General features: G+C 72.8%; 20 protein-coding genes. 10 read left to right on the top strand and 10 right to left on the bottom strand.

The genetic code is table 11. The annotated features are described in order from the left end of the window. Window positions 1-7: 7 nt before the first annotated feature. Together HNR61_RS38685 and HNR61_RS50255 are read right to left on the bottom strand one after the other, a co-directional pair. Complete coding sequence (locus tag HNR61_RS38685; protein WP_182848112.1) at window positions 8-1,171, bottom strand: outer membrane protein assembly factor BamB family protein; 1,164 nt, start codon at window positions 1,169-1,171, stop codon at window positions 8-10. Between the two features lie 387 nt (window positions 1,172-1,558). After that, entirely contained in the window at window positions 1,559-2,536 is a 978-nt protein-coding gene (locus tag HNR61_RS50255; RefSeq protein ID WP_182848111.1) for a C39 family peptidase, read from the bottom strand. A gap of 381 nt (window positions 2,537-2,917) precedes the next feature. Here HNR61_RS50255 and HNR61_RS38675 point away from each other — a divergent pair, with 381 nt between their 5' ends. Next, window positions 2,918-3,415, top strand: coding sequence for a DUF2975 domain-containing protein (locus HNR61_RS38675; protein WP_182848110.1), 498 nt, complete (start codon window positions 2,918-2,920; stop codon window positions 3,413-3,415). Next, entirely contained in the window at window positions 3,415-3,636 is a 222-nt protein-coding gene (locus HNR61_RS38670; RefSeq protein ID WP_182848109.1) for a helix-turn-helix domain-containing protein, read from the top strand. The genes HNR61_RS38675 and HNR61_RS38670 overlap by 1 nt, the downstream gene beginning before the upstream one ends. 78 nt (window positions 3,637-3,714) lie before the next feature. On the opposite strand, the gene HNR61_RS38665 is transcribed toward HNR61_RS38670, so the two are convergent. After that, on the bottom strand, window positions 3,715-5,280 hold the full coding sequence (locus HNR61_RS38665; protein WP_182848108.1) for an MFS transporter: 1,566 nt from the start codon (window positions 5,278-5,280) through the stop codon (window positions 3,715-3,717). Between the two features lie 189 nt (window positions 5,281-5,469). Between HNR61_RS38665 and HNR61_RS38660 the strand changes: the two genes are divergently transcribed. Beyond that, the gene (locus HNR61_RS38660; protein ID WP_182848107.1) at window positions 5,470-8,745 is read left to right on the top strand and encodes an AfsR/SARP family transcriptional regulator; all 3,276 of its coding nucleotides are present in this window, start codon (window positions 5,470-5,472) and stop codon (window positions 8,743-8,745) included. A gap of 210 nt (window positions 8,746-8,955) precedes the next feature. After that, a complete protein-coding gene (locus tag HNR61_RS38655; protein ID WP_312898306.1) occupies window positions 8,956-9,630 on the top strand; it encodes a B3/B4 domain-containing protein in 675 nt (224 codons plus the stop codon). Between the two features lie 176 nt (window positions 9,631-9,806). Here HNR61_RS38655 and HNR61_RS49640 read toward each other — a convergent pair whose 3' ends face one another. Next, on the bottom strand, window positions 9,807-10,382 hold the full coding sequence (locus tag HNR61_RS49640) for a TetR/AcrR family transcriptional regulator (protein WP_182848106.1): 576 nt from the start codon (window positions 10,380-10,382) through the stop codon (window positions 9,807-9,809). A 91-nt stretch (window positions 10,383-10,473) separates the two neighbouring features. Here HNR61_RS49640 and HNR61_RS38645 point away from each other — a divergent pair, with 91 nt between their 5' ends. From HNR61_RS38645 to HNR61_RS38635, 3 genes are all read left to right on the top strand, one after another. Then, window positions 10,474-12,405 (top strand): fumarylacetoacetate hydrolase family protein, encoded by a 1,932-nt coding sequence (locus tag HNR61_RS38645; RefSeq protein WP_182848105.1) that lies wholly within the window; start codon window positions 10,474-10,476, stop codon window positions 12,403-12,405. A 65-nt stretch (window positions 12,406-12,470) separates the two neighbouring features. After that, the gene (locus HNR61_RS38640) at window positions 12,471-12,905 is read left to right on the top strand and encodes a DUF6463 family protein (RefSeq protein WP_182848104.1); all 435 of its coding nucleotides are present in this window, start codon (window positions 12,471-12,473) and stop codon (window positions 12,903-12,905) included. A gap of 130 nt (window positions 12,906-13,035) precedes the next feature. After that, window positions 13,036-14,946 (top strand): ABC1 kinase family protein, encoded by a 1,911-nt coding sequence (locus tag HNR61_RS38635; protein ID WP_182848103.1) that lies wholly within the window; start codon window positions 13,036-13,038, stop codon window positions 14,944-14,946. A 444-nt stretch (window positions 14,947-15,390) separates the two neighbouring features. Here the strand turns inward: HNR61_RS38635 and HNR61_RS49635 are convergent, their stop codons facing one another. From HNR61_RS49635 to HNR61_RS38615, 5 genes are all read right to left on the bottom strand, one after another. Next, the gene (locus HNR61_RS49635) at window positions 15,391-15,516 is read right to left on the bottom strand and encodes a hypothetical protein (protein ID WP_281400686.1); all 126 of its coding nucleotides are present in this window, start codon (window positions 15,514-15,516) and stop codon (window positions 15,391-15,393) included. 193 nt (window positions 15,517-15,709) lie between these two features. Continuing rightward, window positions 15,710-16,372 (bottom strand): transcriptional repressor LexA, encoded by a 663-nt coding sequence (gene lexA / locus HNR61_RS38630; protein WP_182848102.1) that lies wholly within the window; start codon window positions 16,370-16,372, stop codon window positions 15,710-15,712. A 76-nt stretch (window positions 16,373-16,448) separates the two neighbouring features. Then, window positions 16,449-17,729 carry an SLC13 family permease gene (locus HNR61_RS38625; protein ID WP_182848101.1) on the bottom strand — a complete coding sequence of 427 codons (1,281 nt, stop codon included), beginning with the start codon at window positions 17,727-17,729 and terminating at the stop codon, window positions 16,449-16,451. A gap of 1 nt (window position 17,730) precedes the next feature. After that, entirely contained in the window at window positions 17,731-18,168 is a 438-nt protein-coding gene (locus HNR61_RS38620) for a CoA transferase (protein WP_220510314.1), read from the bottom strand. A 257-nt stretch (window positions 18,169-18,425) separates the two neighbouring features. Next, window positions 18,426-19,022, bottom strand: coding sequence for a TetR/AcrR family transcriptional regulator (locus HNR61_RS38615; protein ID WP_182848099.1), 597 nt, complete (start codon window positions 19,020-19,022; stop codon window positions 18,426-18,428). Between the two features lie 132 nt (window positions 19,023-19,154). Here HNR61_RS38615 and HNR61_RS38610 point away from each other — a divergent pair, with 132 nt between their 5' ends. The 3 genes from HNR61_RS38610 (at window position 19,155) to HNR61_RS38600 (ending at window position 23,113) form a co-directional block, all read left to right on the top strand. Further along, the gene (locus tag HNR61_RS38610; protein ID WP_182848098.1) at window positions 19,155-20,732 is read left to right on the top strand and encodes an AMP-binding protein; all 1,578 of its coding nucleotides are present in this window, start codon (window positions 19,155-19,157) and stop codon (window positions 20,730-20,732) included. A gap of 17 nt (window positions 20,733-20,749) precedes the next feature. Next, entirely contained in the window at window positions 20,750-21,946 is a 1,197-nt protein-coding gene (locus tag HNR61_RS38605; protein ID WP_182848097.1) for an acyl-CoA dehydrogenase family protein, read from the top strand. Window positions 21,947-22,075: 129 nt separating this feature from the next. Further along, window positions 22,076-23,113: a uroporphyrinogen decarboxylase/cobalamine-independent methonine synthase family protein gene (locus HNR61_RS38600; RefSeq protein WP_182848096.1), complete on the top strand. Its 1,038-nt coding sequence runs from the start codon at window positions 22,076-22,078 to the stop codon at window positions 23,111-23,113. A 77-nt stretch (window positions 23,114-23,190) separates the two neighbouring features. Here HNR61_RS38600 and HNR61_RS38595 read toward each other — a convergent pair whose 3' ends face one another. Beyond that, window positions 23,191-25,239: an iron ABC transporter permease gene (locus tag HNR61_RS38595; protein WP_182848095.1), complete on the bottom strand. Its 2,049-nt coding sequence runs from the start codon at window positions 25,237-25,239 to the stop codon at window positions 23,191-23,193. Window positions 25,240-25,248: the final 9 nt, after the last annotated feature.

The raw sequence follows: 25,248 nt of genomic DNA, 5'->3' as shown, positions 1-25,248 counted from the left end.
ACGTTCGTCAGCGCAGCGCCACCACTCCGGCGTCGGTGCGGACGTAGAGCATCCGGTCCCCCATCACGACGGCCGCGCCGCCTTCGTCGTAGCTGTTGGACGGTTCCTCGACGAACGCGTGGGGATGGGAGATCGCCGCACCCGCCTCGGCGGTCCACACGGCGTTCCCTGTGGCGGCGTCGAGCGCGTGGACCTCGCCCAGGTCGGTGACGGCGTACACCGTTCCCCCGCTGACCTCGGGCGCCGCCGCGAGCCCTGGAAGCAGCCGCGTCCAGCGCGTCGCGCCCGAGGGGATGTCGACCGCGTGCAGGACCAGGTCCGCGTCCGTTTCCATGGACGCGGCCGGCTCGCCGCACAGCGCGGCGCCGAAATAGACGGTGCCGTCCGCCACCGCGACGGCGTGGGCCTCATACGACTCCAGCGCGGGGTCGAGCCGATGGCACCAGCGATCCTCGCCCGTGCGCGGATCCAGGCCGACGATCTCCAGCGCGTTCCAGGGCCCCGGGTCGTGGCCCTCGTCCAGGTGGTCCCGGTCGCGGGGCAGCCACACCAGCCCCTCACCGGCGACCGCGTGGACCGGGGAGAAGGTCAGCCGGTCCTCGGCCTCCCCGGCCTGGCGGAGCGGGCAGCTCTCATCCTCGTCGTACCTGCGGAACACCTCGTCACCGGTCACGGGGTCGAACGCCAGGATCCCGCCGTGCGTGCGCTGTTCCTCGAATCCCAGGGTCGCGTAGGCCTTGCCCTCGGCGACCGCCGGGCTCACGCGCATCCACCCGTTCCAGCCCCTCGACCAGACGGGTGTCAGCTCCGGCAGGCGGAACGCCCTGACCCCGGCGCTGAGCGTGTGCACCAGGAGCAGGTCGCCGACGACGGTCGGGCAGCCATGGTCGAGTTCCCGGATGAGGTCTCCCGAGCGCGCGTCGCGTACGTGGAGTCCGCTTACCGCCTCGACGAAGACCCAGCCGTTCCAGGTCGCCGGGGTGAGGGAGAATGCCGCGCCGTGCTCCCTCCAGTCTTCGACGGGGTCGCTCCTCCGCCAGCGTTCGGCGCCCGTCCGCGCGTCGAAGGAGTGCACGTTGCCGCCCGCATCGGCCACGATCAGGGCGTCGTCCGCCAGCAGCGGTGAGGCGACCACCGGGGCCGCCGTGGGGGCCGTCCATGCCTTCCTCATCGCGATGCGGCCTCCCGGCGCTCGTGTGGGCCGTGCGCCGACTCCGGAATCCCGTGGCGCCCACGCGAGATCATCATGGCCGAGTGCCTGTTCTCGAGTCCGGAGCGGCGCACGCTGAACGTGTGGTCGGCGGCGTGTCGGGCCCGGCGTCGGCTGTGCTGACTTTGCGGTGGGTCCCGTCGCGCTGGCCGGTCGGGCGGCGCCGCAAGCACGTCTGGCACCACCCGCCTCGGATCCTGGCCTCGATCATCGACGATCCGCCGCCGGACGAGCGCCCCGGCGCTCGCGGCATGGCCTTGGCCTGTGCCGCTGGGGTTTCCGCCGATGAGGCGAACCCCCGCCGCGCCGTCGGGCGCGAGCGGGGGCTCGTCGTGTTCGCGGTGCTGGTCACGCCCAGCTGGCGATGGTCCACAGGTCATCAACCACTGTGCCCTCACCGGCGTACATGAGCTCGGCCTCGGACAGCTGGTCCTCACGACCCCGCTCTTGGGCGAAGTTGAGGGCGTTGGGGTCCCAGACCTTGAACGTCGTCGGAACGAAGCTGCCGCCCGAGAAGTGCCCGCCGACGCCGTGGATCACCACGTAGTGCCGGTAGTACCAGGGGTTGTCGGGGGACCAGGGCAGGTTGCCGGGTTTGACCATCGCCATGACCGGGCGCCCGCGCGACACCGAGTCGACGATCAATCCGATCCCGCGCCGCCTGCCGTCGCCGCTCTGCGCAACGGAGATGACGTGGTAGGGGAAGTCCTGCGGAACGTACTTGTTCAACGCCGGGGGGATGTCGCGCGCCCAGGTTCCCGTGACACCGGCGTCGGACAGGTCGGCCAGGGTCCGCTGCGAGGGGGCCGAGATCCCCATGGTGGCGATGACCGTCTGCATGGCGGCCGGACCGCAGTAGTTCGACTCCTCCTGGACCTTGCCCGACAGCTTGGCGTCCAGGGCCCGGACGGGCTGCATCCAGTGCCCGGCGATGCCGAAGGTCGCGTCCGCGACCACGCAGGGCCGCCGCATCTGGCTCCAGCCCGTCCAGCAGGCGCGGCTGCCGTTGGTGGTCATCGTGGGGCACGACTGGGAGACGCTTGCGCCGCCCCCGCCGTACCACATGCGCATGTTGACCTGGAAGTTGGTGTAGGCGGTCGGGTTGATGAACGCGATCGCCCGGACCTGCGTGCGGTCGTGGGTGTAGTCCAGGCAGGTCTGGTAGGAGACGCCGTTGTACTGCCGGGTGGCGGAACAGGACCTGGTGCCGTAGGCGGTGGGGTAGGCCCCCCACACCCCGGCCTGCGCGGAAGCGGCGGGAAGGACGAACAGCGCCAAGGCCGCTCCCGCCACCAACGCGAGCAACGCCGACAGAGGGCGTCGCACCGCGATCTCTCTCTTCACTCTGTACCGCGCCTCTCGCTCGCCTCAGCAACGGAACAGAGTAAACCATTCCGGAATGGTTCGGCATGGGAGTTTCGTATTTTTGTTCGATAGTCAATACCAAAACCCCCGCTCGCACCTGGGATGGACGCAAGCGAGGCCCGTCGGCAAGCAGGGTGGAGTCAGGCGCTCTCCGTCACCGAGAGTGACAAACGACGCCGCGAGCGCGGCACGATCGAAGGTCCAGCCACACCCCGCACGGCCGCCGGAGGGGATGGGGACAGCCTCTGACCAGGCGAGCGGCAGGGGCCGCCATCCGCGCCCCCTTGTCTCACCTATCGAATATCGATAGATTTCAATCGTTGTTCGATGGAAGGAGAGGCGATGGGAAAGCTGACGGTGCTGGCGCTGCGCGCCGTGCTCGTGGCGCTGCTCGCCGGCTCGGTGTTCGTGCAGACGGTGATGGTGCCGCTGCTGGCCGTCGACCTGAGGCGGCTCGACGCGGACATGGCGCATCTGCGCGCCCCGATCCTTGTGATCATCGTTCTGGGGATCGTGACGATCCAGGTCGTCCTCGTCTGCGTGTGGCGGCTGGTGACGATGGTCCGGCGCGGAACGGTGTTCTCCCCCACCGCCTTCCGGTACGTGGACGTCGTGATCGGGGCGTTCGTGGCGGCGTCCCTGCTGGTGTTCGCGCTCGGGGTGCTCCTGGCGCCGGGTGAGGCCGTGGCCCCGGGCGTCGTGCTGCTGCTGGGCGGGTTCGCCGTGGGGGTGCTGGGGGTCGCGCTCATCGTGCTCGTGCTGCGGATGCTGCTCGCCCAGGCCATCGCGCGCGATGCCGAGGCGGCGCGGATGCGGGCCGAGCTGGACGAGGTGATCTGATGCCGATCGTCGTCGACATCGACGTGATGCTGGCCAAGCGGAAGATGTCGGTGGGCGAGCTCGCGGACCGCGTCGGGATCACCCCCGCCAACCTGGCGGTGCTCAAGAACGGCCGCGCCAAGGCGGTGCGCTTCACGACGCTCGCCGCGCTGTGCGAGGTACTGGAATGCCAGCCGGGCGATCTGCTGCGCTGGGAGGTCGATGGCACCGGGGAGGGGTGACCCCTGCCGCCGGTGATGGGGAACGCGGCGGGGGCGGCCCGCCCCTCAAGGCCGGGCCGCCCCCGCTCACCGGGCAGATCAGGGGGTGTTCGCGGCGGTGGCCGGCGTCTCCGCCGAGGGGGCCGCCTCCGGCTCCCCGTCGCTGGGCGGTACGTGGCGGAGCAGCACGATCGCGGTGACGGCCAGCGCCGTGACCATGACCGCCGCCACGCCGCTCGCGACGTTCAGCCCACTGGTGAACGCCTCCCGCGCCGACCCCAGGACATGGGCGGGCAGATCCCCGGCGCCGGCGAACGTGTCGCGGACGGTGTCGGCGACCGGCGCGGGAAGGTCCCCGGGCAGAGCCTCGCCGATCTCGTCGCGGTACACGGCGGTGACGACGCTGCCCAGTCCCGCGACACCCAGCGCGATGCCGAACTCCATGCCCGTCTCCGACATCGCCGCGGCCGCCCCCGCCTTCTCCGGCGGCGCCGACCCGACGACCAGGTCCGTGCCCAGCGCCATCATCGGGCCGATCCCGGTGTAGATCAGCACGAAACCGGTCAACAGCAGCGGCAGCCCGCCGACGCTGCTCACCTGGGTGACCAGGGCGTATCCCAGCGCCGACAGCAGCAGCGCGCCGCCCACGACGCGTCCGGGACGCACCCGCCGCGTGAGCGCGGGTGTCAGCGAGGACGCCACGATCAGCGTCGCGGCGGCGGGCAGCAGCCACAGCCCCGCCCGGATCGGGGACAGGCCCGCCACCAGCTGGAGGTACTGCGTGATGAACAGGTACAGGCCGCCCATCAGGCCAAGGCCCAGCAGCAGGACCAGCAGCGCGGCGCTGAACGCCCGGTCGGCGAACAGCCGCAGGTCCAGCAGCGGTTCGGCCAGCCTGCGCTGGCGCAGCACGAACACCGCTCCGAACACCGCGCCGACCAGCAGCGCCGCCACCGCGGGAACGTCCGCGCCGCGTTCGGCCAGCCGCTTGATCCCGTAGATCACCGGCAGCACCGTCACCAGCGACAGCACCACGCTGGCCAGGTCGATCCGGCCCGCCTCCGCGTCCCGGTACTCGGGCAGCAGCAGCGGCGCCGCCACCAGGAGCACCACCATCACCGGCACCGCGAGCAGGAACACCGACCCCCACCAGAACCACTGCAGCAGCACGCCGCCCACCACCGGGCCGATGGCCACGCCCACCGAGAAGCAGGTCACCCAGACGCTGATGGCGATCCCGCGCTGCCGGGCGTCCTGGAACATGTTGCTGATCAGCGCCAGGGTCGAGGGCATCAGCGTGGCGCCGGTGATCCCCAGCAGCGCGCGGGCCGCGATCAGCATCTCCGGGCCGGTGGCCCACGCGGCCAGGGCCGAGGCGAGGCCGAAGCCGAACGCCCCGGCCATCAGCAGCCGGCGGCGACCGACGCGGTCGCCCAGCGACCCCATGACCACGAGAAAGCCCGCGATCATGAAGCCGTAGATGTCCACGATCCACAGCAGCTCGGTGCCGCTGGGCCCGAGGTCGGCGCTGATGCGCGGGACCGCCAGGTTCAGCACGGTCGCGTCGAGGGCCAGCAGGAGCGTGGGCAGCGTGAGCACGAAGAGCCCGAGCCACTCCCGGGGTCCGGCCCGGTGCTCCGCCGGGGCCTGGGGTCGTATCGTCATGCCAAACCTTCCAGAGTTCGTGAACCGCCCACCACGGGGACAGCCGGACGGAACGGCACAGCGCCGCCCCTCCGGCGGATGGGCACACCCCAGCCTGCGACGCGCCACTCACGCGCCGCTCACACCGCACTCACCAGGCACTCCCGGCCGATTCCCGACGCCTCACAGGGCTGCGTTACCGTGACGGCCATGCGATTCGGGGTGCTGGGGCCGCTGGCCATGTGGAGGTCGGACGGCGGCACCGTCCCCGTCCCCGGGCCCAGGACCCGCACGCTGCTCGCGGCCCTGCTGGCACACGAGGGACACCCCGTATCCGCCGACCGCCTGGTCGACGTCCTGTGGGAGGGGACCGAACTCCCGGGCAACCCCGCCGCCGCCCTGCAAACCCGAATCTGGCAACTGCGGAAACTGCTGGAAGACGCCGAGCCGGGCGGCCGCACGCTGCTGACACTGCAAGACGGCGGCTACCTGCTACGCACCATCCCCGAAAGCGTCGACATGGCCCGGTTCGAGGCGCTGACGGCACGGGCCCGCGCCGCCGGCGACCCCGAAACCCGCCTGGCGCTCCTGACCGACGCGCTGGCGCTGTGGCGGGGCGAGGCCTTCACCGGGTTCGAGGACACCGCGTTCGCACTCCCGATCATCAACCGGCTCAACGAGGCCCGCCTGACCGCCCTCGAAGCACGCGCCGAAGCCCAGATCGCCCTCGGCGACCCCCTCGACGCGGCGGCGCGACTCCACGAACTCGCCATCCGCCACCCGCTGCGCGAACGCCTCCACGCCCTCCACATGCGCGCGCTCCACGCCGCGGGCCGGACCAACGAGGCCCTGGACCGCTACCGGGAACTGCGAAACCGGCTCGCCGACGAACTCGGCCTGGACCCCGGCCCCGAGATCACCGCCCTCCACCAGGCCATCCTGACGCAGGACCCCGCACTGAACCCGGCCCCGAGCCCGGGCCCGGACACCACCGCCCCGACGCCCCCACGCCGCCCCGCCACGAACCTGCCCGCCCCGCTGACCGGACTGATCGGCCGCAACGACGCCGTCACCGAAGTGACGGCGCTGCTCACCACCACACGGCACGTGACGCTGACCGGCCCCGGCGGAGTCGGCAAGACCAGGCTCGCCCTGGAAACGGCGGCCCGCCTCACCGACGACTTCCCCGACGGCACCTGGCTGGTGGAACTGGCCGCACTCGGCCGCACCCACCGCACCGACACGGTCGACGCCGCCGCCGAGGCCATCATGACGGCGCTCGGCCTCCGGGAGGACACCCCCGCCGCCTCCCCCGCCGACAACCTCGCCACGGCACTCGCCGGCAAGCGGCTCCTGCTGGTGCTCGACAACTGCGAACACCTCATCGACGCGGTCGCCGAACTCGCCACCCTCCTCCTGCGACGCGTCCCCGCCCTGCGCATCCTGGCCACCAGCCAGGAACCGGTCGGCATCCCCGGCGAAACGACCTGGACCGTACCGCCGCTGGAAACCCCCGACACCACCCACGACACCGACTCCACGGCCATCGCGCGTTCCAGCGCCGTCGAACTGTTCGTCACCCGCGCCGCCGCCACGACCCCCGGATTCACGCTCAACACCGGCAACGCCCACGACATCGCGGTGATCTGCCGCCGCCTCGACGGGATCCCCCTCGCCCTGGAGCTGGCCGCCACCCGCGTCCGGACGCTCGGCGTACGCGGACTGGTCACCCGCCTGGACGACCGCTTCCGGCTCCTGGCCACCGGCTACCGGAGCGCACCACCCCGACAGCGAACCCTGCGCGCGACGATCGACTGGAGCTGGGACCTGCTGACCGGCCCCGAACGCGCCGTCCTCCGCCGCCTCGCCGTCCACGCCGAAGGCTGCACACTCGACGCCGCCGAAACCCTCTGCACCGGACCCGAGGTCCACCCCCAGGACGTCCTGGACCTGCTCTCCCACCTGGTGGACCGCTCACTGGTCGTCATGACCGACAGCACCGGCGAACCCCGCTACCGGCTCCTGGAATCGGTCACCGACTACAGCCTGGCCCGACTCCACGAAGCGAACGAAACCGCGGACGCCCACCGACGGCACCGCCGCTACTACACCGACCTCGCCGAACGCACCGCACCACTGCTCCACGGCCCCCACCAACACCGCCACCTGCGCCTCCTGGACCTGGAAGCCGCCAACCTCCGCCGCGCGCTCGACGACGCCGTCCAGAACGACGCCACCGAAGACGCCCTCAGACTGGTCAACGCACTCGCCTGGTACTGGTTCCTCCGCGGCCGGCTACGAGGAGCCGGACGCTCCATCGAAGCGGCGCTCGCCACGGCCCGGCGCAACCCACCCCGCACGCCCTCACCACAGGCCCGCGCCCGCGCCTGGCAGACGGCGTTCACCATCCTCGTCGGCGACACCACCAGGCAGGCGCACCACCACACCACCCTCGACCTGCTGCCGGACATCACCGACCCGCGCGAACGCGCCAGAGCACGATGGTTCCTCGGCTTCGCCCTCTTCGGCGTCGGCGACCAGGCCACCAGCGAAGAACTCATCGACCAGGCCCTCACCGAATTCCAGGCCCTCGACGACACCTGGGGCACCGCCGCCGCGCTGAGCGTCCGCGCCAACCAAGCCCACGTACGCGGCGACCTGCACCGCCTCGCCCACGACGGACAGCGCAGCGCCGACCTGTTCACCGAACTCGCCGACGCCTGGGGACGGCTGCAAACCATCGAACCACTCGCCTCACTCGCCGAGATGGCAGGCGACTACCCGCACGCGACCCGACTCCACCAGGAAGGACTCCAAGCGGCCGAAGACCTCGGGCTGTGGCCCGAAGCCGCCGAACGGCTCACCAGCCTGGGCACCATCGCGATACTCACCGGAGACCACACCCGAGCACGGGAACTCCACCAGCGGGCGATGCGCCTGGCCGCCGAACACAGCTACCGCTCCGGCGAGATCCACGCAGAGATCGGCCTCGGCCTCGGCGCCCGCCGCGAAGGAGAACTCGACACCGCCGAGACCCACCTCCGCCGCGCGCTGCGATGGGAGACCACGATGGCCTTCGCCCCCGGCCTGGCCCTCGTGTCGGCCGAACTCGGCTTCATCGCCGAGATCCGCGGCAACGCGGACGAAGCCCTACGCCTTCACACGGACGGATGGGCCGCAGCCCGCACCACAGGCGACCCCCGGGCCATGGCACTCGCCCTGGAAGGACTGGCAGGAGCACACGCCCTCGCGGGACGCCACGCATACGCCGCCGTACTGCTGGGAGCCGCCCACGCGGCCAGGGACTCGGTGGGGATGCCACTGCCCCCCGCCGAACGGATCGACGTCGACCGCATCACCAAGGCGATACACCGGCATCTCAGCGAAGACGCCTACCAGGCCGCCTTCCGCCACGGCCGTACGCTGACCCCCGAGGAAGCACTCTCAGACTCTTCGCCGGCCTCCGCGCAGTTGGGGAGCGGCTGAGCGCGTTCTGGTGGTCATGATCAAAAAACCGCCCGCCTTTACATTGTAGATCACCAATTGCCGGCTCAAGGGCATGGCGGGCCGGGCCTCCCCCTCCCCCGGCCGCAGCACCCGGCGCGTTCACAGGGGCGCCGCGGCGTCGGCGTCCGCCACGCGGACGCGCCCTTCGGGCAGCTCCTCCATCAGGGCCGACACCGAGACGCCCAGGGTGTGCGACCCGACTACCGCGTCCTGCTCATCGCCGCCGAGGGCCTGGTCCCCGGCCCGTCCACCGGGCCGGGCGACAGGATGCTCGCCGACGCCCAGGCGCAGGCCGTCGCCCGCGGCGAGGCCGAGGACCCGACCGTCAACCCGCACGTCGCGGCCTGGCACGAGGCCTTCCGCGCCTTCGGCGCCAAACCCGAGCGCATCCGCCCCAGCGTCGACGCGCTCCTGCGCAGGGCGCCCGGCGGGCTGCCGCGCATCGACGCCATCACCGACCTCTACTACGCGGTCTCCGCCGCCCACGCGCTGCCGATCGGCGGCGAGGACCTCGACCGCTACAGCGGACCGCCCCACCTCGTCCGCGCCCGGGGCGACGAGCCCTTCGAGATCATGTCCGGCGGCCAGGCGTCCACCGAGCATCCCCGGCCCGGCGAGGTCGTCTGGACCGACGCCGAAGGGGTGACCTGCCGGCGCTGGAACTGGCGCCAGTGCGTCCGCACCCGCCTGACCCACTCCACCACCCGCGCCGGCTTCATCCTCGACGACCTGCACCCCATGGACGACGCCCGCCTCGACAAGGCGGGCCGAGCCCTCGTCGACGCGCTCGGCCGGACCAGCCCGTCCGCCCGCTTCGCCACCCGGCTCCTGCGCGCGGAACGGCGCCCGGCGCCGGCGGCCTGAGCGACCTGGACGGCCGCCCGCAAGCAGGGCCCCGCGAGGTCGGCAGATGCCGCCGTGCCGTCGACCGACACGGGCGCAGCTCCTTTCAGCGAGGTATCCGCCCAGGTCGTAAGGGACCAAGGTGAGCCGGGCCCTGCGGTCGGCCGCTGGTCGATGCCTCCGCCGTGTCGGCGGCGTCAGGGTCGTTCGAGGCTCGCCGGCAGGAGGGCGCGGATCGTGGTGCGGACGGCGTCGAGATCCACCGCCTCGGGGGCGACCCGCCACTGGGCGTGAACGCCGATGACCGCCCCCACCAGCACGACCGTGAACGCCTCCGGAGTGGTCCCCGGGGGCAGCGCCTCCGCCGGGATCCGGGACCGCACCCCCTGCCGGAGCGCGGCGTGCAGTTGCGCGTAGTGCTCGCGGATCGGTGAGCCGACCTCCACGGCCTCGGCGAGCAGGGTGATGAACAGGCGTGTGACCGGCATGCGGATGAAGCCCATGACCTGGTCCAGCGGGTCACCGGAAGGCCGCTCCCCCGAGGGCGGCGCGAACCTGGTCAGCACGGCCTGGATCTGGTCGTCGATCACCGCCTCCAGCAGGCCCAGCTTGTTACCGAAGTGCCAGGGGATGGAGCCGCGGCTGATCCCGGCCTTCTCGGCGATGTCGAGGAAGCTCGTCTGCCGGTACCCCTTCTCGGCGAAGAGCTCCGCGGCGGCCGCCACCAGCAGGCGGCGGCTCTCCTGGGTCCTCTCGGTACGTCGCGTGGCCATGGAGGCCATCTAAGCAGGTATGTCAAACGACAGATTCTGTGTTGGCTGATATAACCTATGTTGACCAACATAGAAGTGAGGGGGTTCTCCCATGCGCTGGGTGACCTACGCGACCGACATCGGGGACCGCGTCGGAGTGATCGGCGGGGACCGGATCCATCCGCTCGCGCCGGGCGTCCGCCTGGTCGAGCTCATCGGCCGGGGCGCGGAGGAGCTGCGGGCCGCCGGAGAGGCGGCCCTGGCCTCGGCGGAGCCGACCGTTCCGCTGGCCGGGGCGAGGCTGCGCGCTCCGGTCCCCCGTCCGCCCTCGGTCCGCGACTGCCTGTGCTTCCTGGACCACATGCGCAACTGCCAGCAGGCGACCGGATCGCCACGCACGCTCAACGACGCCTGGTACCGGGTCCCGGCCTTCTACTTCGCCTGCCCCTCGACGGTCGTCGGCCCGTACGACGAGGTGACGATCTCGCCCGGCAGCGCCTGGTTCGACTTCGAACTGGAGGTCGCCGCGGTCATCGGCCCCGGCGGACGCGACCTCACGCCGGAGCGGGCCGAGGAGCACATCATCGGCTACACCATCTACAACGACTGGTCGGCGCGCGACCTGCAGATGCGCGAGGCGCCGCTGGCGATCGGCCAGGCCAAGGGCAAGGACGGCGCGACCACGCTCGGCCCGTTCCTGGTCACCCCGGACGAGCTCGCCCCCCACCGCCGCGACGGCCGGCTCGCCCTGCGGGTCGAGGCGAAGGTCAACGGCACGACCATCGGCTCGGGCGACACCGGCGCCATGGACTGGAGCTTCGGCGAGGTGATCTCCTACGCCTCGCGCGGTGTGGACCTGGTGCCCGGCGACGTGTTCGGGTCGGGCACGGTGCCCGGCTGCTGCCTCGTCGAGCACCTGTCGCTCTCCGACCCGGCGGCGTTCCCCGGCTGGCTGCGGGACGGCGACGTCGTCGAGCTGACCGTCGAGGGGCTGGGGCACACCCGTCAGACCGTCCGCGCGTCCGCCGCGCCGTACCCGCTGGCGCCCCGGCACGACCCCGACCGGCGGCCGCCGCGCCCGCGCGTCAACCGCGCCCCCTCGAAGCTGCCCTACACACGCGGACTGCACGAGGTGGGCCCGGACGTGTGGGCCTGGCTGCTGCCCGACGGCGGCTACGGCTGGAGCAACGCCGGACTGGTCGCGGGCGAGGACGCCTCCCTCCTGGTGGACACCCTGTTCGACCTGCGGCTGACCGCCGAGATGCTCGACGCCATGCGCCCGGTCACCGGACGCCGGCCGATCACCCGCGCCGTCATCACCCACGCCAACGGCGACCACACCCACGGCAACCAGCTGCTGGACGAACGGGTCCAGATCATCGCCGCCGAGGCCACGTGCGCGGAGATGCGGCACGAGATGCCGCCGGAGATGCTGACCGCCACCCAGGTGGTGGACATCGGACCGGCGACCCCCTACTTCCGCGAACGCTTCGGCGCCTTCGACTTCAGCGGCATCCGCCTGCGGCTGCCCGACCTGACCTTCGACGGGGAGCTGACGCTGGACGTCGGCGGCCGCGAGGTGCGGGTGATGAATCTCGGCCCCGCCCACACGGCCGCCGACTCGGTCGTGCACGTGCCGGACGCGGGCGTGCTGTTCGCCGGCGACCTGCTGTTCGTGGGCTGCACCCCGATCGTGTGGAGCGGCCCGATCTCCCACTGGATCGCCGCCTGCGACCGGATGATCGCCACCGGCGCCGACACGATCGTCCCCGGTCACGGCCCGGTCACCGACCCCGACGGGATCCGCGCGGTGCGCGGCTACCTCACCCACGTGGTCGAGCAGGCGGACGCCGCGCACGCCCGCGGCCTGCCCTTCGGCGAGGCGGTCAAGGCGGTGGACCTGGGCGAGTACGCCGCCTGGCTGGACGCGGAGCGGATCGTGGTCAACCTCCACCGCCGCTACCGCGAACTCGACCCCGCCACCGCACCCGAGCTGGACCAGATGACGCTGATGACGATGATGGCCGAAAGGGCGCTCTCATGACCCGGGCCTCCGTGACGTTCCGCCCGAACCGCGCATCCGTCTCCGCCCGAGCGAAGGACATGAACGTGACCACGACGACGGCTCAGGACGAGGCCGAACCCGCGACCCTGACGAGATGGGGCGGCTGGAGCTGCGTGGCGATCGGCCTCGGCCACAGCGCCCTCGGCGCGAGCATGACCTGGCGGCACTGGGCGGGCTGGATGGCCGGGGATCTCCACTGGGGCCTGGGGTCGCCGGAGATGCCGGAGTCCAAGCTCGCCTTCTGGGCCGTGCCCGGCAGCTTCGCGCTCCCGCTGGTCCTCCTCGGGCTGATGGCCGTCGCCCAGGCCCGCGAAGGTCGCACGCTCCCCCGCCATGTCGGGCTGGCCCTGCTGGCCTGGGCGGTCTTCGGCGCCTACGTGTGCTTCCCGACGTTCGGCTTCTTCCTGGTCCTCGTTCCGGTGGCGCTCTTCCTGCTCGACGCGCGCCGGTCCCGCCGGGCCGCCGTCCCCGCGCCCTGACGCGCGGCCCGCCCCGCCGGGTGGGGGAACCGGCTCCCCCACCCGGGGGAACCCGGCCACCCGCCAGGCCGCCATACTGGGCCCACCCCCGGTGATCTTCACCGCGTCCGCGTGCCTTCGAGGAGCCCCCATGTCGTCCGGCCTGCCACTGCTGTCCCTCGCCCTGCTGACGGGCTTCCTGCTGGTGGGCGGGCTGGTCTGGGCGAGCCGGCGGCTGCTCGGGCGGCCGGTGGGAACGGTGCGGACCTGCGTCGGGGCCCTGCTCGCCTTCTCGCTCAGCAGCGTCCTCGCCGAACAGATGCGGCGGGAGAGCCCCGGCCTGTACCTGGCGCTGACCGTGGCCTGCGCCGTACTGCTCACGATGACGTTCATCGTGATCGCCGAGGCGCTGGTGCCGACCGGCTCGCTGCCGCATCCGAGCGAGATCGTGCGGTCGGCGGTGCGCCGCGTGTCGCGCAGCCGCCGCTACTACCAGATCACCCGGATCGCGGTCCGGCACGGCCTCGGCCCGGCGCTGCGCGGGCGCCGGGGCCGCACCCCGCACGCCCGGTCGCTGCGCCTGGCCCTCCAGGAGGCCGGGGTCACGTTCGTGAAGTTCGGCCAGGTGCTGTCGACGCGCCGGGACCTGCTGTCCCCGGCGTTCCTGGACGAGCTCTCCCACCTCCAGGACAAGGTGGAGCCCGCCTCCTCCACCGAGATCGAGCGGGTGCTGACCGAGGAGCTGGGCGGCTCCCCCCATGCCGTGTTCGCCGAGTTCGACCGGACGCCGCTGGCGGCGGCGTCCATCGGCCAGGTGCACCGGGCCCGGCTGCACTCGGGCGCCGAGGTCGTGGTGAAGGTGCAGCGGCCCGGCATCCGCCCCCTGGTCGAACGCGACCTGGACATCGTCGAGCGGCTCGCCGCCACCCTCCAGCAGCGCACCCGCTGGGGCCGCGCCTTCGGCGCCGTCGAGCTGGCCCGCGGCTTCTCCGCCGCGCTGCTGGAGGAGCTCGACTTCCGGGTCGAGGCGCGCAACATGACCACGGTCGCCGCCGCGCAGCCCGCGCTGCGCGTCCCGGCCCTGCACGAGGAACTCACCACCGAACGCGTCCTCGTCCAGGAGTGGCTGGACGGCGTGCCGCTGAGCAAGGCCGAACCCATCATCGCCGAGCACGGCCTCGACCGCGCCAGGCTGGCCCGCGACCTGCTGACGGGCCTGCTGATCCAGATCATGCGGGACGGCACCTTCCACGCCGACCCGCACCCCGGCAACATCCTGCTGCTGCGCGACGGCACCCTGGCCCTGCTGGACTTCGGCTCGGTCGGCCGGCTGGACGGCCAGCTGCGCGCCTCGCTGGAACACCTGCTGGTCGCCGTCGGCCGCAACGACCCGGCCGCCATGTCCGACGCCCTGCTGGAGATCGTCACCCACCCCGAACAGCTCGACCGGCCCAGCCTGGAACGGGCGCTCGGCCAGTTCACCGCCCGCCACCTGAACGCCGGTCCCGCCCCCGCCATGGACATGTTCACCGACCTGTTCCGGCTGGTCGCGGCCTACGACCTGGCCGTCCACCCGGAGATCGCGGCGGTGTTCCGGGCGCTGGCCACCCTGGAGGGGACGCTGACGCGGCTGGACCCGTCGTTCGACCTGTTCGCCGAGGCCCAGGAGCACGCCTCCGGCCAGTTCACCGAGCGCCTCCACCCCTCCTCCCTCCAGGAGGCCCTGGCCGACGAGACCCTGAACCTGCTGCCGGTCCTGCGCCGCCTGCCCCGCCGCCTCGACCGGATCACCCACTCGCTGGAACGCGGCCGGCTCAGCGTGAACGTGCGCCTGTTCGCCGACGACCGCGACCGCCACCTGGTGACGACCCTGCTGCACCAGACCCTGCTGACGGTGCTCGGCGCGACCGCCGCCGTGGTCGCCGCGCTCCTGCTGGGCACGGCCGGAGGGCCCCAGGTGACGCCGTCGGTGAGCCTGTTCCAGCTGATGGGCTACGCCCTGTTCGGCATCGGCTCGGTGCTGATCCTGCGCGTGCTGTTCACGATCTTCCGCCATCCCTGACCGGCGCCGTACGACCGGGTGACGGCCTTCGGCCGGTCGTCGGCGCGCAACGCATCGCCGTCGAGGCACCTCTCCGCCTCGTAGGAGGTGACGATGTCGGCCGCCCGCCGGAGGAAGAGGCGCCAGGTCCCGTCCTCGGCCTGCGTCCATGATCAGCGGTAGCGGGAACTCGACGTTCTGGGGCACGAAGGCCGGGTCGTGCAGGCACTTCCGGTGAGCCGGACAGGCTCCGGTCCTTGGGACCGCCGATCGTGACCTCGAACAGATCGGTCATGGCGAGGACTCCGAATCTGTTCCACCGATGACGGGATCGGACTCCACCGTCGCCGCGGCGGGCACGCCGAAAGAAGGTCATGGCGGCGGCGTACGACCTCCCGCCGCTGGGTGCCGCTAACGGCTTTCCGCCGTTTCGCCGATCCCGAGAAGGCGCCGGACCGCGCCCTCTCAGTCCCCGGGCATCGCCCGCAGCAGCCGTTCGGCCTCCACGACCACCTCGTGGGAGTGCCCTTCGGCGATGTACCGCTGGGCCCGTTGCCGGTCAGAGGCCTGGTTGCCCGGAATGAGATGCATGACCTGGCCGTCCACCTCGACCAGCAGATGACCGTCCTGAGGGCATACGCCTCTGACCACGACAGCGGGTCGACCGAAGGGCGCCGATTTCGCCGACATGTCCTCGCTCATAGGGCCAGAGTGCCGGAAGGGTCTGACACCGAGAGTCATTCAGGGGCCGAACGCCACCGGTACCGGTGAGAAAGGCCCTCCATCAGACGCTGCGGAGCACGGAGACGACGACGCCCAGGATGACCGCGTCGTCGCCGTCGATGACGTCGTAGGCGGGGTTGCGCGGTTCGAGGTGAACGTGGCCGTTGCGGCGCCGGTACACCTTGACGGTGGCCTCATCGTCGATCATCGCGGCGACGATCTGCCCGGAGTGCGCCTCGGGCTGCTGCCGGACCACGACGATGTCGCCGTCGCAGATCGCGGCGTCGACCATCGAGTCACCGCGGACCCGCAGGCCGAAGACGGTGCCGCGTCCGGTGAACTCGCGGGGCAGCGACAGCGTGTCGTCGACGTGCTCCTCGGCGGCGATGGGAGTGCCGGCGGCGATGCGGCCGACCACGGGCACGGGCACCAGGGTCTCGGCGGGCTCCTGGCCCCGGTGCTCGCGCAGGAACATCCGCACGTCGATCGGCCGGGTCACCGAGGCCCCCCGGCTCAGGAAGCCCCGCTCCTCCAGGGCGGCCAGATGCCGCGACACCGACGAGGTGGACCGCAGGCCGACGGCATCGCCGATCTGGCGGGTGCTCGGAGGATATCCGTGCCTGACCACCCAGTCCCGGATCGTGACCAGGATCCGCTGCTGGCGTGGGGACAGGGTCGAGACGTCCAGACCCTCGAACGCGTCATGGTCATCGTAGGTGGTCACCTACGGAATTGTAGAGGTCCCACGGGGCCGGGCCGGGTCACCGCCGGAAGCCGCGCCCGGCCTCGCCGGGCCCGGTTCATATCCCGGCGGCCAGGGGCAGTACCAGCAGGGCGGCGGGGAGCACGAGCGCGGCGCCGACGGACCATCCCAGCAGCCAGCGGAACACGCGCTTGGTCTGCGCCTCCTCGGTGTTGGCCAGGACGAGGCCGCCGCCGAGGTGGAGGGGGCTGATCGCGACGGTGCCGATGGTGCCGCAGATCGCGATCAGCAGCATGGTGAACTGGGTCGAGGTCTGGCCCGGCAGCGCGGCGGCGGCGAGCGGGACGACGACGCCGAGCACCGCGACCGTGGAGGACTCGATGGTGGCGAAGAACGCCGCCAGGTAGGACACCGCGAGGACCGCCAGGACGGGCGCCGAGATGCCGCCGAGCCGGGCGGAGATCGCCTCGAGGGTCCCGGCGTGCTCCAGGTTGGCGACATAGATCATGATCCCGGACGTCAGCAGGATGACGCCCCAGGGCATCTCGCCGACGACCCGGCGCGGCGCGGGCTTGAAGACCAGGTGCAGCACCAGGCCGACGAGCAGGGAGACGAACACGACGTTCATGCCGAAGGCGAGCACGGCGACCACGAACACGCCGATGCCGGTCAGCGAGGCGATCTGGTAACGGGTCCACGGCGCGGCGCCCCGCACGGCGGGCGCGACGTCGGCGGACGTGTCGTCCTCGACGACCGGGGTGGTCCTGCCGCGCCGGATCAGTCCGATGCCGCCCAGGCACAGGAACGCGATGACGGTGGTGACGGTCTTCAGGACGGCCAGTCCCGCGAACAGCAGTTCCGGGGAGTAGGCCACGTGCGCCTTCGCGGTGAGGGTGTGCACGATCTGGCCCCACGGGGACAGCGGGGAGAAGCCGCCGACGCCCGCGCCGCTGCAGGCGACCAGCGCCATGAGCACCGGGTCGATGTCCCGGTTGCGGGCCAGCCGCATCGCGATCGGCAGGATGATCGCGACGGTCGCGCTGGGCAGCGTGCCGATGGCGCTGAGCACCGCGCCGACCAGGAACATGCCCCACGGCAGGGCCCAGTCGCGGCCGCCCGACAGCCGGATCACGCCGTGGACGAGGCGGTCGATCGCCCCGCTGCGCTGGGCGTGCCCGAACATGTACATCACGCCGATGATCAGGATGACGATGGCGGCCGGGAAGCCTTCGAGGATCCTGTCCCTGGGGATGCCCGCGACCGCGCCGAGCACGAACGCGGCGGGCAGCGCCACCAGGCCGACGTTGACGTCACGCCAGATCGCCAGGGCGAACACCGCCACCAGCAGGACGAGGGACAGGGTTTCGGGGAGGTTCACGTCAGTTCCCTGTGGGGTCGGGCCGGTCGGCGCGGTCGTCGAAGGCGTCGGTGTCGAGCGCCGGGAACGTCCCGGCCGGCGTCGCCGGGGACGGCAGGCGTCCGCCGGCGGTGGTGAGGACGCCGTCGTCGCCCGTGACGGCGGGGCCGTCCACCGGTGAGGCGCCGCGGGGAGGCAGCGGCGCCGCCGGGGCCGCCCACGCGGTCGCGGCGTCGTGCGGGGCGAGCCGGCGGCGTCCCGTGGCGCGCGCCGGGTCGCCGCCGGGCCTCGCGTCCTCCACCTTGATCACGTCGGTGCCGGGGTCCGTCGGCGGGGCGGTGGCGAACGGGCCGGGCAGCGGCCGCGAGACGTCGAGGGCGCGGGTCCCGGTCGGGCGGGACCGGGGCGTTCCCCTGTTCGCGGGGCCGGCGCTGCCGGCTGTGGGCGCGGCGTGTGCCACGTGACCGCCTCTCATGGCGGGCGGGACCGTCGCTCCCCGGACGTCTCCCGACCGCTCGTTTCTGAACAAAGTGTTCATTTACGTTCGGAGTGGCCAGCAATCTACGTCACACCGGTCGGCGGCTCAAGAGGGGAGGAACGGTCGGATCCGGCGGCCGGGGTGCCGTGCCCGCACGCGAAAAAGCCGCGCGGCGTGTCCACGTCGCGCGGCGTACGGGATGAGGGAGCCCGGGACGGGCCCGGGCGGGAGCGGCCGGGTTACTTCGGAACGTCGAAGCCGCTGGCCCAGTAGCGGCCGTGCATCGCCAGGTCGAACAGCATCCGGGCCACCTCCTCGACCGGCATCGGCGGCGTGTCGTGCTCCACCCACCACTGCAGCACGGCGGTCTGCTCGCCGACCCAGGCGCGGGCCAGCAGGTCGGGGGCCAGGCGCGGCCGCGCGCCGCTGACCTCGGCGCGCTCGCGGAACACCTCGGTCGCCACCTCGACGGTCCGCTGCACGAACAGCCGCAGGGGCTTGCCGTCGCCCTCGCCGCGCAGCACGACCCGGTACAGGTCGCGGCGCTCCTGGGCGTGCCGGAACAGCTCCAGCACCGGCTTGCCGGTGAAGCCGACGGCGTCCTCGGCCACCAGCGGGCGCAGCCGGTCGCCGAGCTCGTCCAGCAGCTCCGAGGTCACCGCCGTGAACAGGTCCTCCTTGTCGCGGCAGTGGCTGTAGAAGGTCGCGCGCGCCACGTCGGCGCGCTCGGTGATGTCCTCCACGGTGATCGCCGCGAAGCCCCGCTCCAGCACCAGGCCCACCAGCGCGTCGCGCAGCGCGCGCCGGGTCCGCCGCGTCCGCCTGTCCTCGGTCATCGTCACCCTTCGAGCAGCCCCGGACGCGTCCGTGCCCGGAGGTCCCAGTGTAGAGACTCTTGACGTCGAAGCAGTTAATGAACATTCTGTCTGGAATTAGTCTTACTGTCGTCTAACTTTCGGAGGTGGCCGGTGAACCTCGGTGCCTACCTGACCCGCAGCGCCCGGTACTGGCCGGACGAGACCGCGCTCGTGTGCGCGGACCGCTCCTGGACGTTCCGGGAGCTGGAGGCCGAGGCCAACCGGCTGGCCTCGGCGCTGGTCGGCCGGGGCCTGGTGCCCGGCGAGGCGGTCGGCAGCCTGGCCTGGAACCGGGGCGAGCTGGTCGTGGCCGAGTTCGCGCTGTACAAGGCCGGGCTGGTCCGCGCCCCGATCAACGCCCGGCTGGGCCGCGCCGAGATCGAGCACATCCTGGGCTACGCCCCGGTCCGCGCCCTGATCTTCGACGCGGCGCACGGCGCCGACGCCGTCGCCGCCCTGGCCGGGGCCGGCGGCGACCGCCTGGCCGTCCTGCTCGACCCGGACGCCGCCGACGGCCCCCTGCGCGAGACCGGGCCACTGGGCTACCGGGACCTGCTCGCCGAGGGCCGCGACGAGCAGGTCCGCGTCGAGGTCGGCGAGCACGACCCGTGCGTGCTGAACTTCACCTCCGGCTCGACCGGGGCGCTCAAGGCCGCCACCCAGACGTTCGGCAACCGGCTGGCCAACATGCGCAAGCAGCTCATGAGCGACGAGTCCCGGCCCGTTCCGGGCGTCCGCTACCTCGCCTGCGGGCCCATCACGCACGCCGCCGGGATGAACCTTTTGGCCGGGGTGTTCGGCGGCGCGACCTCGCACATCCTCCCGGCGTGGGACCCGGAGGCCTTCTTCGACACCGTCGAACGCGAGCGGATCACCGCCGCGTTCATGGTCCCGACCATGCTGAACATGCTGCTGGACCACCCCGGCCGCGCCGGACGCGACCTGTCCAGCCTCACCAGCCTGCGCGTCGGCGGCGCGCCGATCTCGCCGCGCCGGCTGCGCGAGGCCGTCGCGGCGTTCGGGCCGGTCATCGCGCAGGGCTACGGGCTGGGCGAGACCACCAGCGTCGTCGCCGGGCTGTCCAGCGCCGAGATCGCGCACGCCGTGGAGCACGACCCCGAGCTGCTGCGCTCGTGCGGCCGCCCCGGCTACGACACCGAGGTCCGGGTCGTCGGCGAGGACGGGCGCGAACTCGCCCCGCGCGAGGTCGGCGAACTCGTGGTGCGCGGCCCCGACTGCGTCCGGGAGTACTGGCGCGAGCCGGAGCTGTCGGCGCGGACGTTCCGGGACGGCTGGGTGCACACCGGCGACCTGGCGTGGATGCGCGAGGACGGCTACCTGTTCATCGTCGACCGCGTGAAGGACATGATCATCTCTGGCGGGTTCAACATCTACTCCACCGAGGTCGAGGCCGCCCTGCACGAGCACCCCGCCGTGCGCGAGGTCTGCGTGGTCGGCGTGCCCGACGAACGCTGGGGCGAGGCGGTCAAGGCCGTCGTCGTCACCCACGACGGCCGGTCCGTCGCCGCCGGGGAGCTCATCGACTTCTGCGCCGAACGGCTCGACCGCTTCAAGAAGCCCCGCTCGGTCGACTTCGTGCCCGCGCTCCCGCTGAACCGCAACGGCAAGGTCGACCGCAGGGCCGTGCGCGAGACCTACTGGGCCGGCTCCGACCGGCGAGTGAACTGAACGAGGAGACCGACCCCATGACGTTTTCCCTGCGCCCGGCCTACGGCGACCCCGAGCTCGACGACCTGGTCGGGAAGCTGCGCGGCTACCTGTCGGGCGAGCTGGCCGACTACGAACGCGAGCACGACATCGACCGGCGGACCAGGCTCACCCGGGCGATGCTGGAACCGGTCTGGCGGCGCAGCCGCGAACTCGGCTTCTACGGCATCCACCTTCCCGAGGAGCTCGGCGGCCGGGGCCTGACGCACACCCGGCTCGCCGCGCTGAAGGAGGAGATCGGCGCGGGCGGCCGCGTTCTCGGCCACAGCGTGCTCGGCGAGATGGGCGGCCCGCTGCGCGCGGGCGACGTCTTCCGGCACGCCACCGAGCACCAGCTCCACAAGTACCTGCTCCCGGTGGTCCGGGGCGAGCGCGCCTGCTGCTTCTCCCTCACCGAGGCGGACGCGGGCTCCGACGTGTTCGCCATGGGCACCGTCGCGGTCCGCGACGGCGACGGCTACCGCCTCACCGGCCACAAGGTGTTCAGCACGGCCGGGCCGTTCGCCGACTTCGCCATCGTCATCGCCCGCATGGACGGCACCGACCGGTCCTTCTCGGCGTTCATCGTGGACCTGGACAGCCCCGGCTGCCGCGTCACCGACGGGGCCACCCCGATGTCGGGCGAGCACATCGAGAGCGACGTCGTCCTGGAGGACTGCCATGTCCCCGCCGCCAACCTCCTCGGCCGGGAGGGCGAGGGCATGCGCATCGGCCTCGGCCGCGTCACCACCAACCGCCTCCTGCACTGCCCCACGCTGCTCGGCATGGCCCGCCGCGCGATCGAGCTGTCCCTGGACCGCGCCCGCACCCGGACCGTCCAGGGCGCCCCGCTGATGAGCCTCCAGGCCATCCAGCACAAGCTCGCCGACATGGCCACCGACTACTACGCGGCCCGCTCGATGACCTACACCGCCGTCGCCGCCCTGGACCGGGGCGAGCGGCCCCGGCTGGAGGCGTTCATGTGCAAGCTGTTCGTCGCCGAGGCCGCGTTCCGCATCCTGGACGAGGCCGTGCAGATCCACGGCAAGGAGGGCCTCACCCAGGGCACCGAGGTGGAGTACCTGTTCCGCAAGGTGCGCATGTTCCGCGTGCTGACCGGAACGTCGGAGATCCAGCGCAACGGCATCGCCAAGGAGCTGGCCATGCTCTCCCCGCGGGAGGGCGGCACCGCCTGACGACGGGCCCGCGACCGGGCGATGCACAACCAGGTCGGAGTCGCCATGGGCCAGGACCACAGGAGAGGGGCCGGCTGTGGTCACGAAGGGTGATTGAGCGGGTACAGACGATTCCGTACCGTTCGTGGCATGCCACTCCCCACTGAACCCATCGGAAGCGTTCCTCGCCCCGCCGACCTGCTTGAGGCCACCCCGTCCGAGCTTCCCGCCGCCCAGGACCGGGCGGTCCGGGACACGATCCGCCGCATGGAGGAGCTCGGATCACCGGTGGTGACCGACGGCGAGCAGTCCAAACCGAGTTTCGCCACCTACCCGATCGCGGGCCTGCCGGACCTGTCGCCCGAGGGCGTCGTGATCCCGTTCGCCGACGGGCACCAGCGGCGCCTTCCCCGGCTGACGGCCGGGCCGTTCCGCTACACCCACCACGCCGTGGACTACCTGCGCGCCGCCCAGCGCCATGCCGCCGTGCCGGTCAAACAGGCGGTGATCGCACCATCGGCGCTCAGCCTGCTGTACCCCGCCGAGGGCATCGACGGTTACCCGCGCCAGGCGTTCCTGGACGACCTGGCCGACGCGGCCGAAGCCGACATCCGCTCCTGCCTGGAGGCCGGGGCCCACCTGGTCCAGCTCGACTTCACCGAGGCGCGGCTGTCCCTCAAGCTCGACCCCGGCGGGGGCGTGCTGGACGACTTCATCGCCCTCAACAACCAGGTGCTGGAACGCTTCTCGGCCGACGAACGCGCCCGCATCGGGGTGCACACCTGCCCGGGCGGCGACCTCGACTCCACCCACAGCCTGGACATCGACTACGCCGGGCTGCTGCCCCGGCTGTTCCAGCTCAAGGCGGGGGCGTTCCACGTCCAGATGGCCAGCGAGCCCGACCCGGACAAGGCACTGGCCATCGTCGCCGAGCACCTGCCCGCCCAGGCGCGGATCTTCGTCGGGGTGACCGACCCGATCGACCCGGTGGTGGAGACCCCCGAGCAGGTGCGCGACCGGGTGCTGGCCGCGGCCCGCCACCTGCCCGTCGAGCGTCTCGGCACCTGCGACGACTGCGGCTTCTCCCCGTTCGCCGACGACACCTCCACCTCCCGCGACGTCGCGTTCGCCAAGATCGCCGCCCGCGTCCGGGGCACCGAGCTGGCCTCGTCCGTCCTGGGCGTCTGACCACGCTTCCCGGCCGGGCAGGCGGGGCCGGCAGGCGGGGCCGGTCGCCGGTGGCCCCGCCTGCGGCGCGCCGGAGGTCAGGCGTGTGGGGTCCGGCGGAGCAGCCACACCAGGTACGGCGCGCCGATCAGCGCGGTCACCACGCCCACGGGGATCTCGGACGGCGCGAGCAGCGACCGGCCGACCGTGTCGGCGACCACCACGAGCACGGCGCCCAGGACCGCCGCCATCGGGGCGACCCGGGCCGTCCCGTTGCCCGCGATCCGGCGCGCGAGGTGCGGGGCGACCAGTCCCACGAACCCGATGGCGCCCACGGCCGCGGCCGTTCCGGCGGCGAGCGCCGCGCCGGCCGCCAGCAGCAGGAGCCGGGCGCGGCCCAGCGGCAGGCCGAGTGCGCGCGGCAGGTCGTCGCCGAGTTCGAGCAGGTCGACCGAGCGGGCGGACGCCGTGACGGCGATCGCCGCGAGCACGGGCAGAGCGAGCCAGGCGAGCGAGTCGAAGCCGCGCGCGTAGGTGCTCCCGGCGAGCCAGGTCAGCGCCGAGGCGACGTTCATCTGCGCGCTGCTGACCATGACGTAGGTGAGGGCCATCGTGGTGGCCGCCATGCCGATGCCGACGAGCACCACGCGGGTGGGGTCCAGGCCTCCGCCGCCGCGCGCGATGAGGACCACCAGGGCGAGGGCCAGCGCGCCGCCGGCCGCGGCGGCGACCGGCAGCATGACCGCGGGAGCCGCCGGGATCGCCAGGATGACCAGCACCGCACCGGCCGAGGCCCCGCCGGTCACCCCGACCAGGGACGGTTCGGCCAGGGGGTTGCGCACGACGGACTGGACGGCCACCCCGGCGACGGCCAGGCAGGCGCCCGCGACGGCGGCCACCACGACGCGGGGGAACCGGTAGGACACCACGGACTCCGCCATCGTGTCGCCGGACCCGGTCAGGACGGCGGCCAGCTGGTTCCAGCCGATGCCGACGTCGCCCACCCGCAGCCCGACGAGGATCGCGGCGGCCAGGGCCGCCAGGCCGAGGCCGAGGACCGCCGGGAAGCGCAGGCGTCCCGGCGAGGCGGCGGCGACGGCGGCTCCGGTGTCGGCGTCGCCGGTGGCCACGCGACGGGCCAGCAGGATGAACACCGGTCCGCCCACCAGCGCCGTGATCACGCCGACCGGCAGCTCGCCGTACCCCGCCGACGGCGGCCGGACGATCTGCGCGGCGGCGTCGGCGGCCAGCAGCAGCGCGGCGCCCAGCAGCCCGGCCAGCGGCAGCAGCACCGCGTGCGTCCGGACGCCGAGCAGCCGGACCGCCACCGGGGCGACCAGGCCCACGAAGCCGATCGGGCCCGCGACCGTCACCGCCGCCGCCGCGAGCAGCACCGCCAGCGTCAGCGCGGCCGGGCGGACCCGCGCCACGCGCACGCCCAGCGCCTCGGCGGTCTGGTCGCCCAGCGCCATCAGGTCGAGCGGCCTGGCCAGCAGCGGCGCCGCCAGCACGGCGGCGGCGACCACGGCGCCGACCATGAGCGGCCGGTCCAGGCCCGCCTGGAGCAGCGTGCCGTTCCCCCAGAAGAAGACCCCCTGCGTCCGCCTCTCGTCGAGCATCTGCAGGAACTCGGCGACGGAGGTCGCGGCCAGCTGGACGGTCGCGCCCGCGAGCAGGACCTTGCCGGGCGTGGCCACGCTTCCCGCGATGAGCAGGTACACGATCCCGACGGCGAGCAGCGCCCCGGCGAACGCGGCGGCGCCGGTGCCCACCAGCCCGGCGCCCGCCCCCGTGAACAGCAGCGCGGTCACCGCGAGGTACGCGCCCGCGTTGGCGCCCAGGGTCTCGGGCGCGGCGAGCGGGTTGCGCGTGGCGCCCTGGATCAACGCCCCCGAGACGCCGAGGGCGACGCCCGCGACGAGCCCGGCGAGCGTTCGCGGGATGCGGCTCCCGACGAGCACCGCTCGGGTGTGCTCGTCGGCGTCACCCGTGAGGGCGTTCAGTACGTCGCCCACTCCCACCCCGGCGGCGCCCAGGCCGAGGTGGACGACGGCCACCCCGAACAGGGCGAGCGCCGCCGCGCCGCTCACCAGCGGTGCCGGTGAGCGGCGTGCGCGGGCGGGAACGGCCGCGGCCTTCGTTGCCATGGAAGAACG

Source organism: Actinomadura kijaniata (genome assembly GCF_014138665.1).
GTDB classification, from domain to species: Bacteria; Actinomycetota; Actinomycetes; order Streptosporangiales; family Streptosporangiaceae; genus Spirillospora; species Spirillospora kijaniata.
This window is presented reverse-complemented; position numbering and strand designations above follow the sequence as displayed.

Excerpts from the sequence above, each read along its gene's own strand:
- HNR61_RS38685 (WP_182848112.1), bottom strand. The coding sequence starts at position 1,171 with ATGAGGAAGGCATGGACGGCCCCCACGGCGGCCCCGGTGGTCGCCTCA.
- HNR61_RS38675 (WP_182848110.1), top strand. The coding sequence starts at position 2,918 with ATGGGAAAGCTGACGGTGCTGGCGCTGCGCGCCGTGCTCGTGGCGCTG.
- HNR61_RS38670 (WP_182848109.1), top strand. The coding sequence starts at position 3,415 with ATGCCGATCGTCGTCGACATCGACGTGATGCTGGCCAAGCGGAAGATG.
- HNR61_RS38665 (WP_182848108.1), bottom strand. The coding sequence starts at position 5,280 with ATGACGATACGACCCCAGGCCCCGGCGGAGCACCGGGCCGGACCCCGG.
- HNR61_RS38660 (WP_182848107.1), top strand. The coding sequence starts at position 5,470 with ATGCGATTCGGGGTGCTGGGGCCGCTGGCCATGTGGAGGTCGGACGGC.
- HNR61_RS49640 (WP_182848106.1), bottom strand. The coding sequence starts at position 10,382 with ATGGCCACGCGACGTACCGAGAGGACCCAGGAGAGCCGCCGCCTGCTG.
- HNR61_RS38645 (WP_182848105.1), top strand. The coding sequence starts at position 10,474 with ATGCGCTGGGTGACCTACGCGACCGACATCGGGGACCGCGTCGGAGTG.
- HNR61_RS38635 (WP_182848103.1), top strand. The coding sequence starts at position 13,036 with ATGTCGTCCGGCCTGCCACTGCTGTCCCTCGCCCTGCTGACGGGCTTC.
- HNR61_RS49635 (WP_281400686.1), bottom strand. The coding sequence starts at position 15,516 with ATGCATCTCATTCCGGGCAACCAGGCCTCTGACCGGCAACGGGCCCAG.
- HNR61_RS38615 (WP_182848099.1), bottom strand. The coding sequence starts at position 19,022 with ATGACCGAGGACAGGCGGACGCGGCGGACCCGGCGCGCGCTGCGCGAC.
- HNR61_RS38605 (WP_182848097.1), top strand. The coding sequence starts at position 20,750 with ATGACGTTTTCCCTGCGCCCGGCCTACGGCGACCCCGAGCTCGACGAC.
- HNR61_RS38600 (WP_182848096.1), top strand. The coding sequence starts at position 22,076 with ATGCCACTCCCCACTGAACCCATCGGAAGCGTTCCTCGCCCCGCCGAC.
- HNR61_RS38595 (WP_182848095.1), bottom strand. The coding sequence starts at position 25,239 with ATGGCAACGAAGGCCGCGGCCGTTCCCGCCCGCGCACGCCGCTCACCG.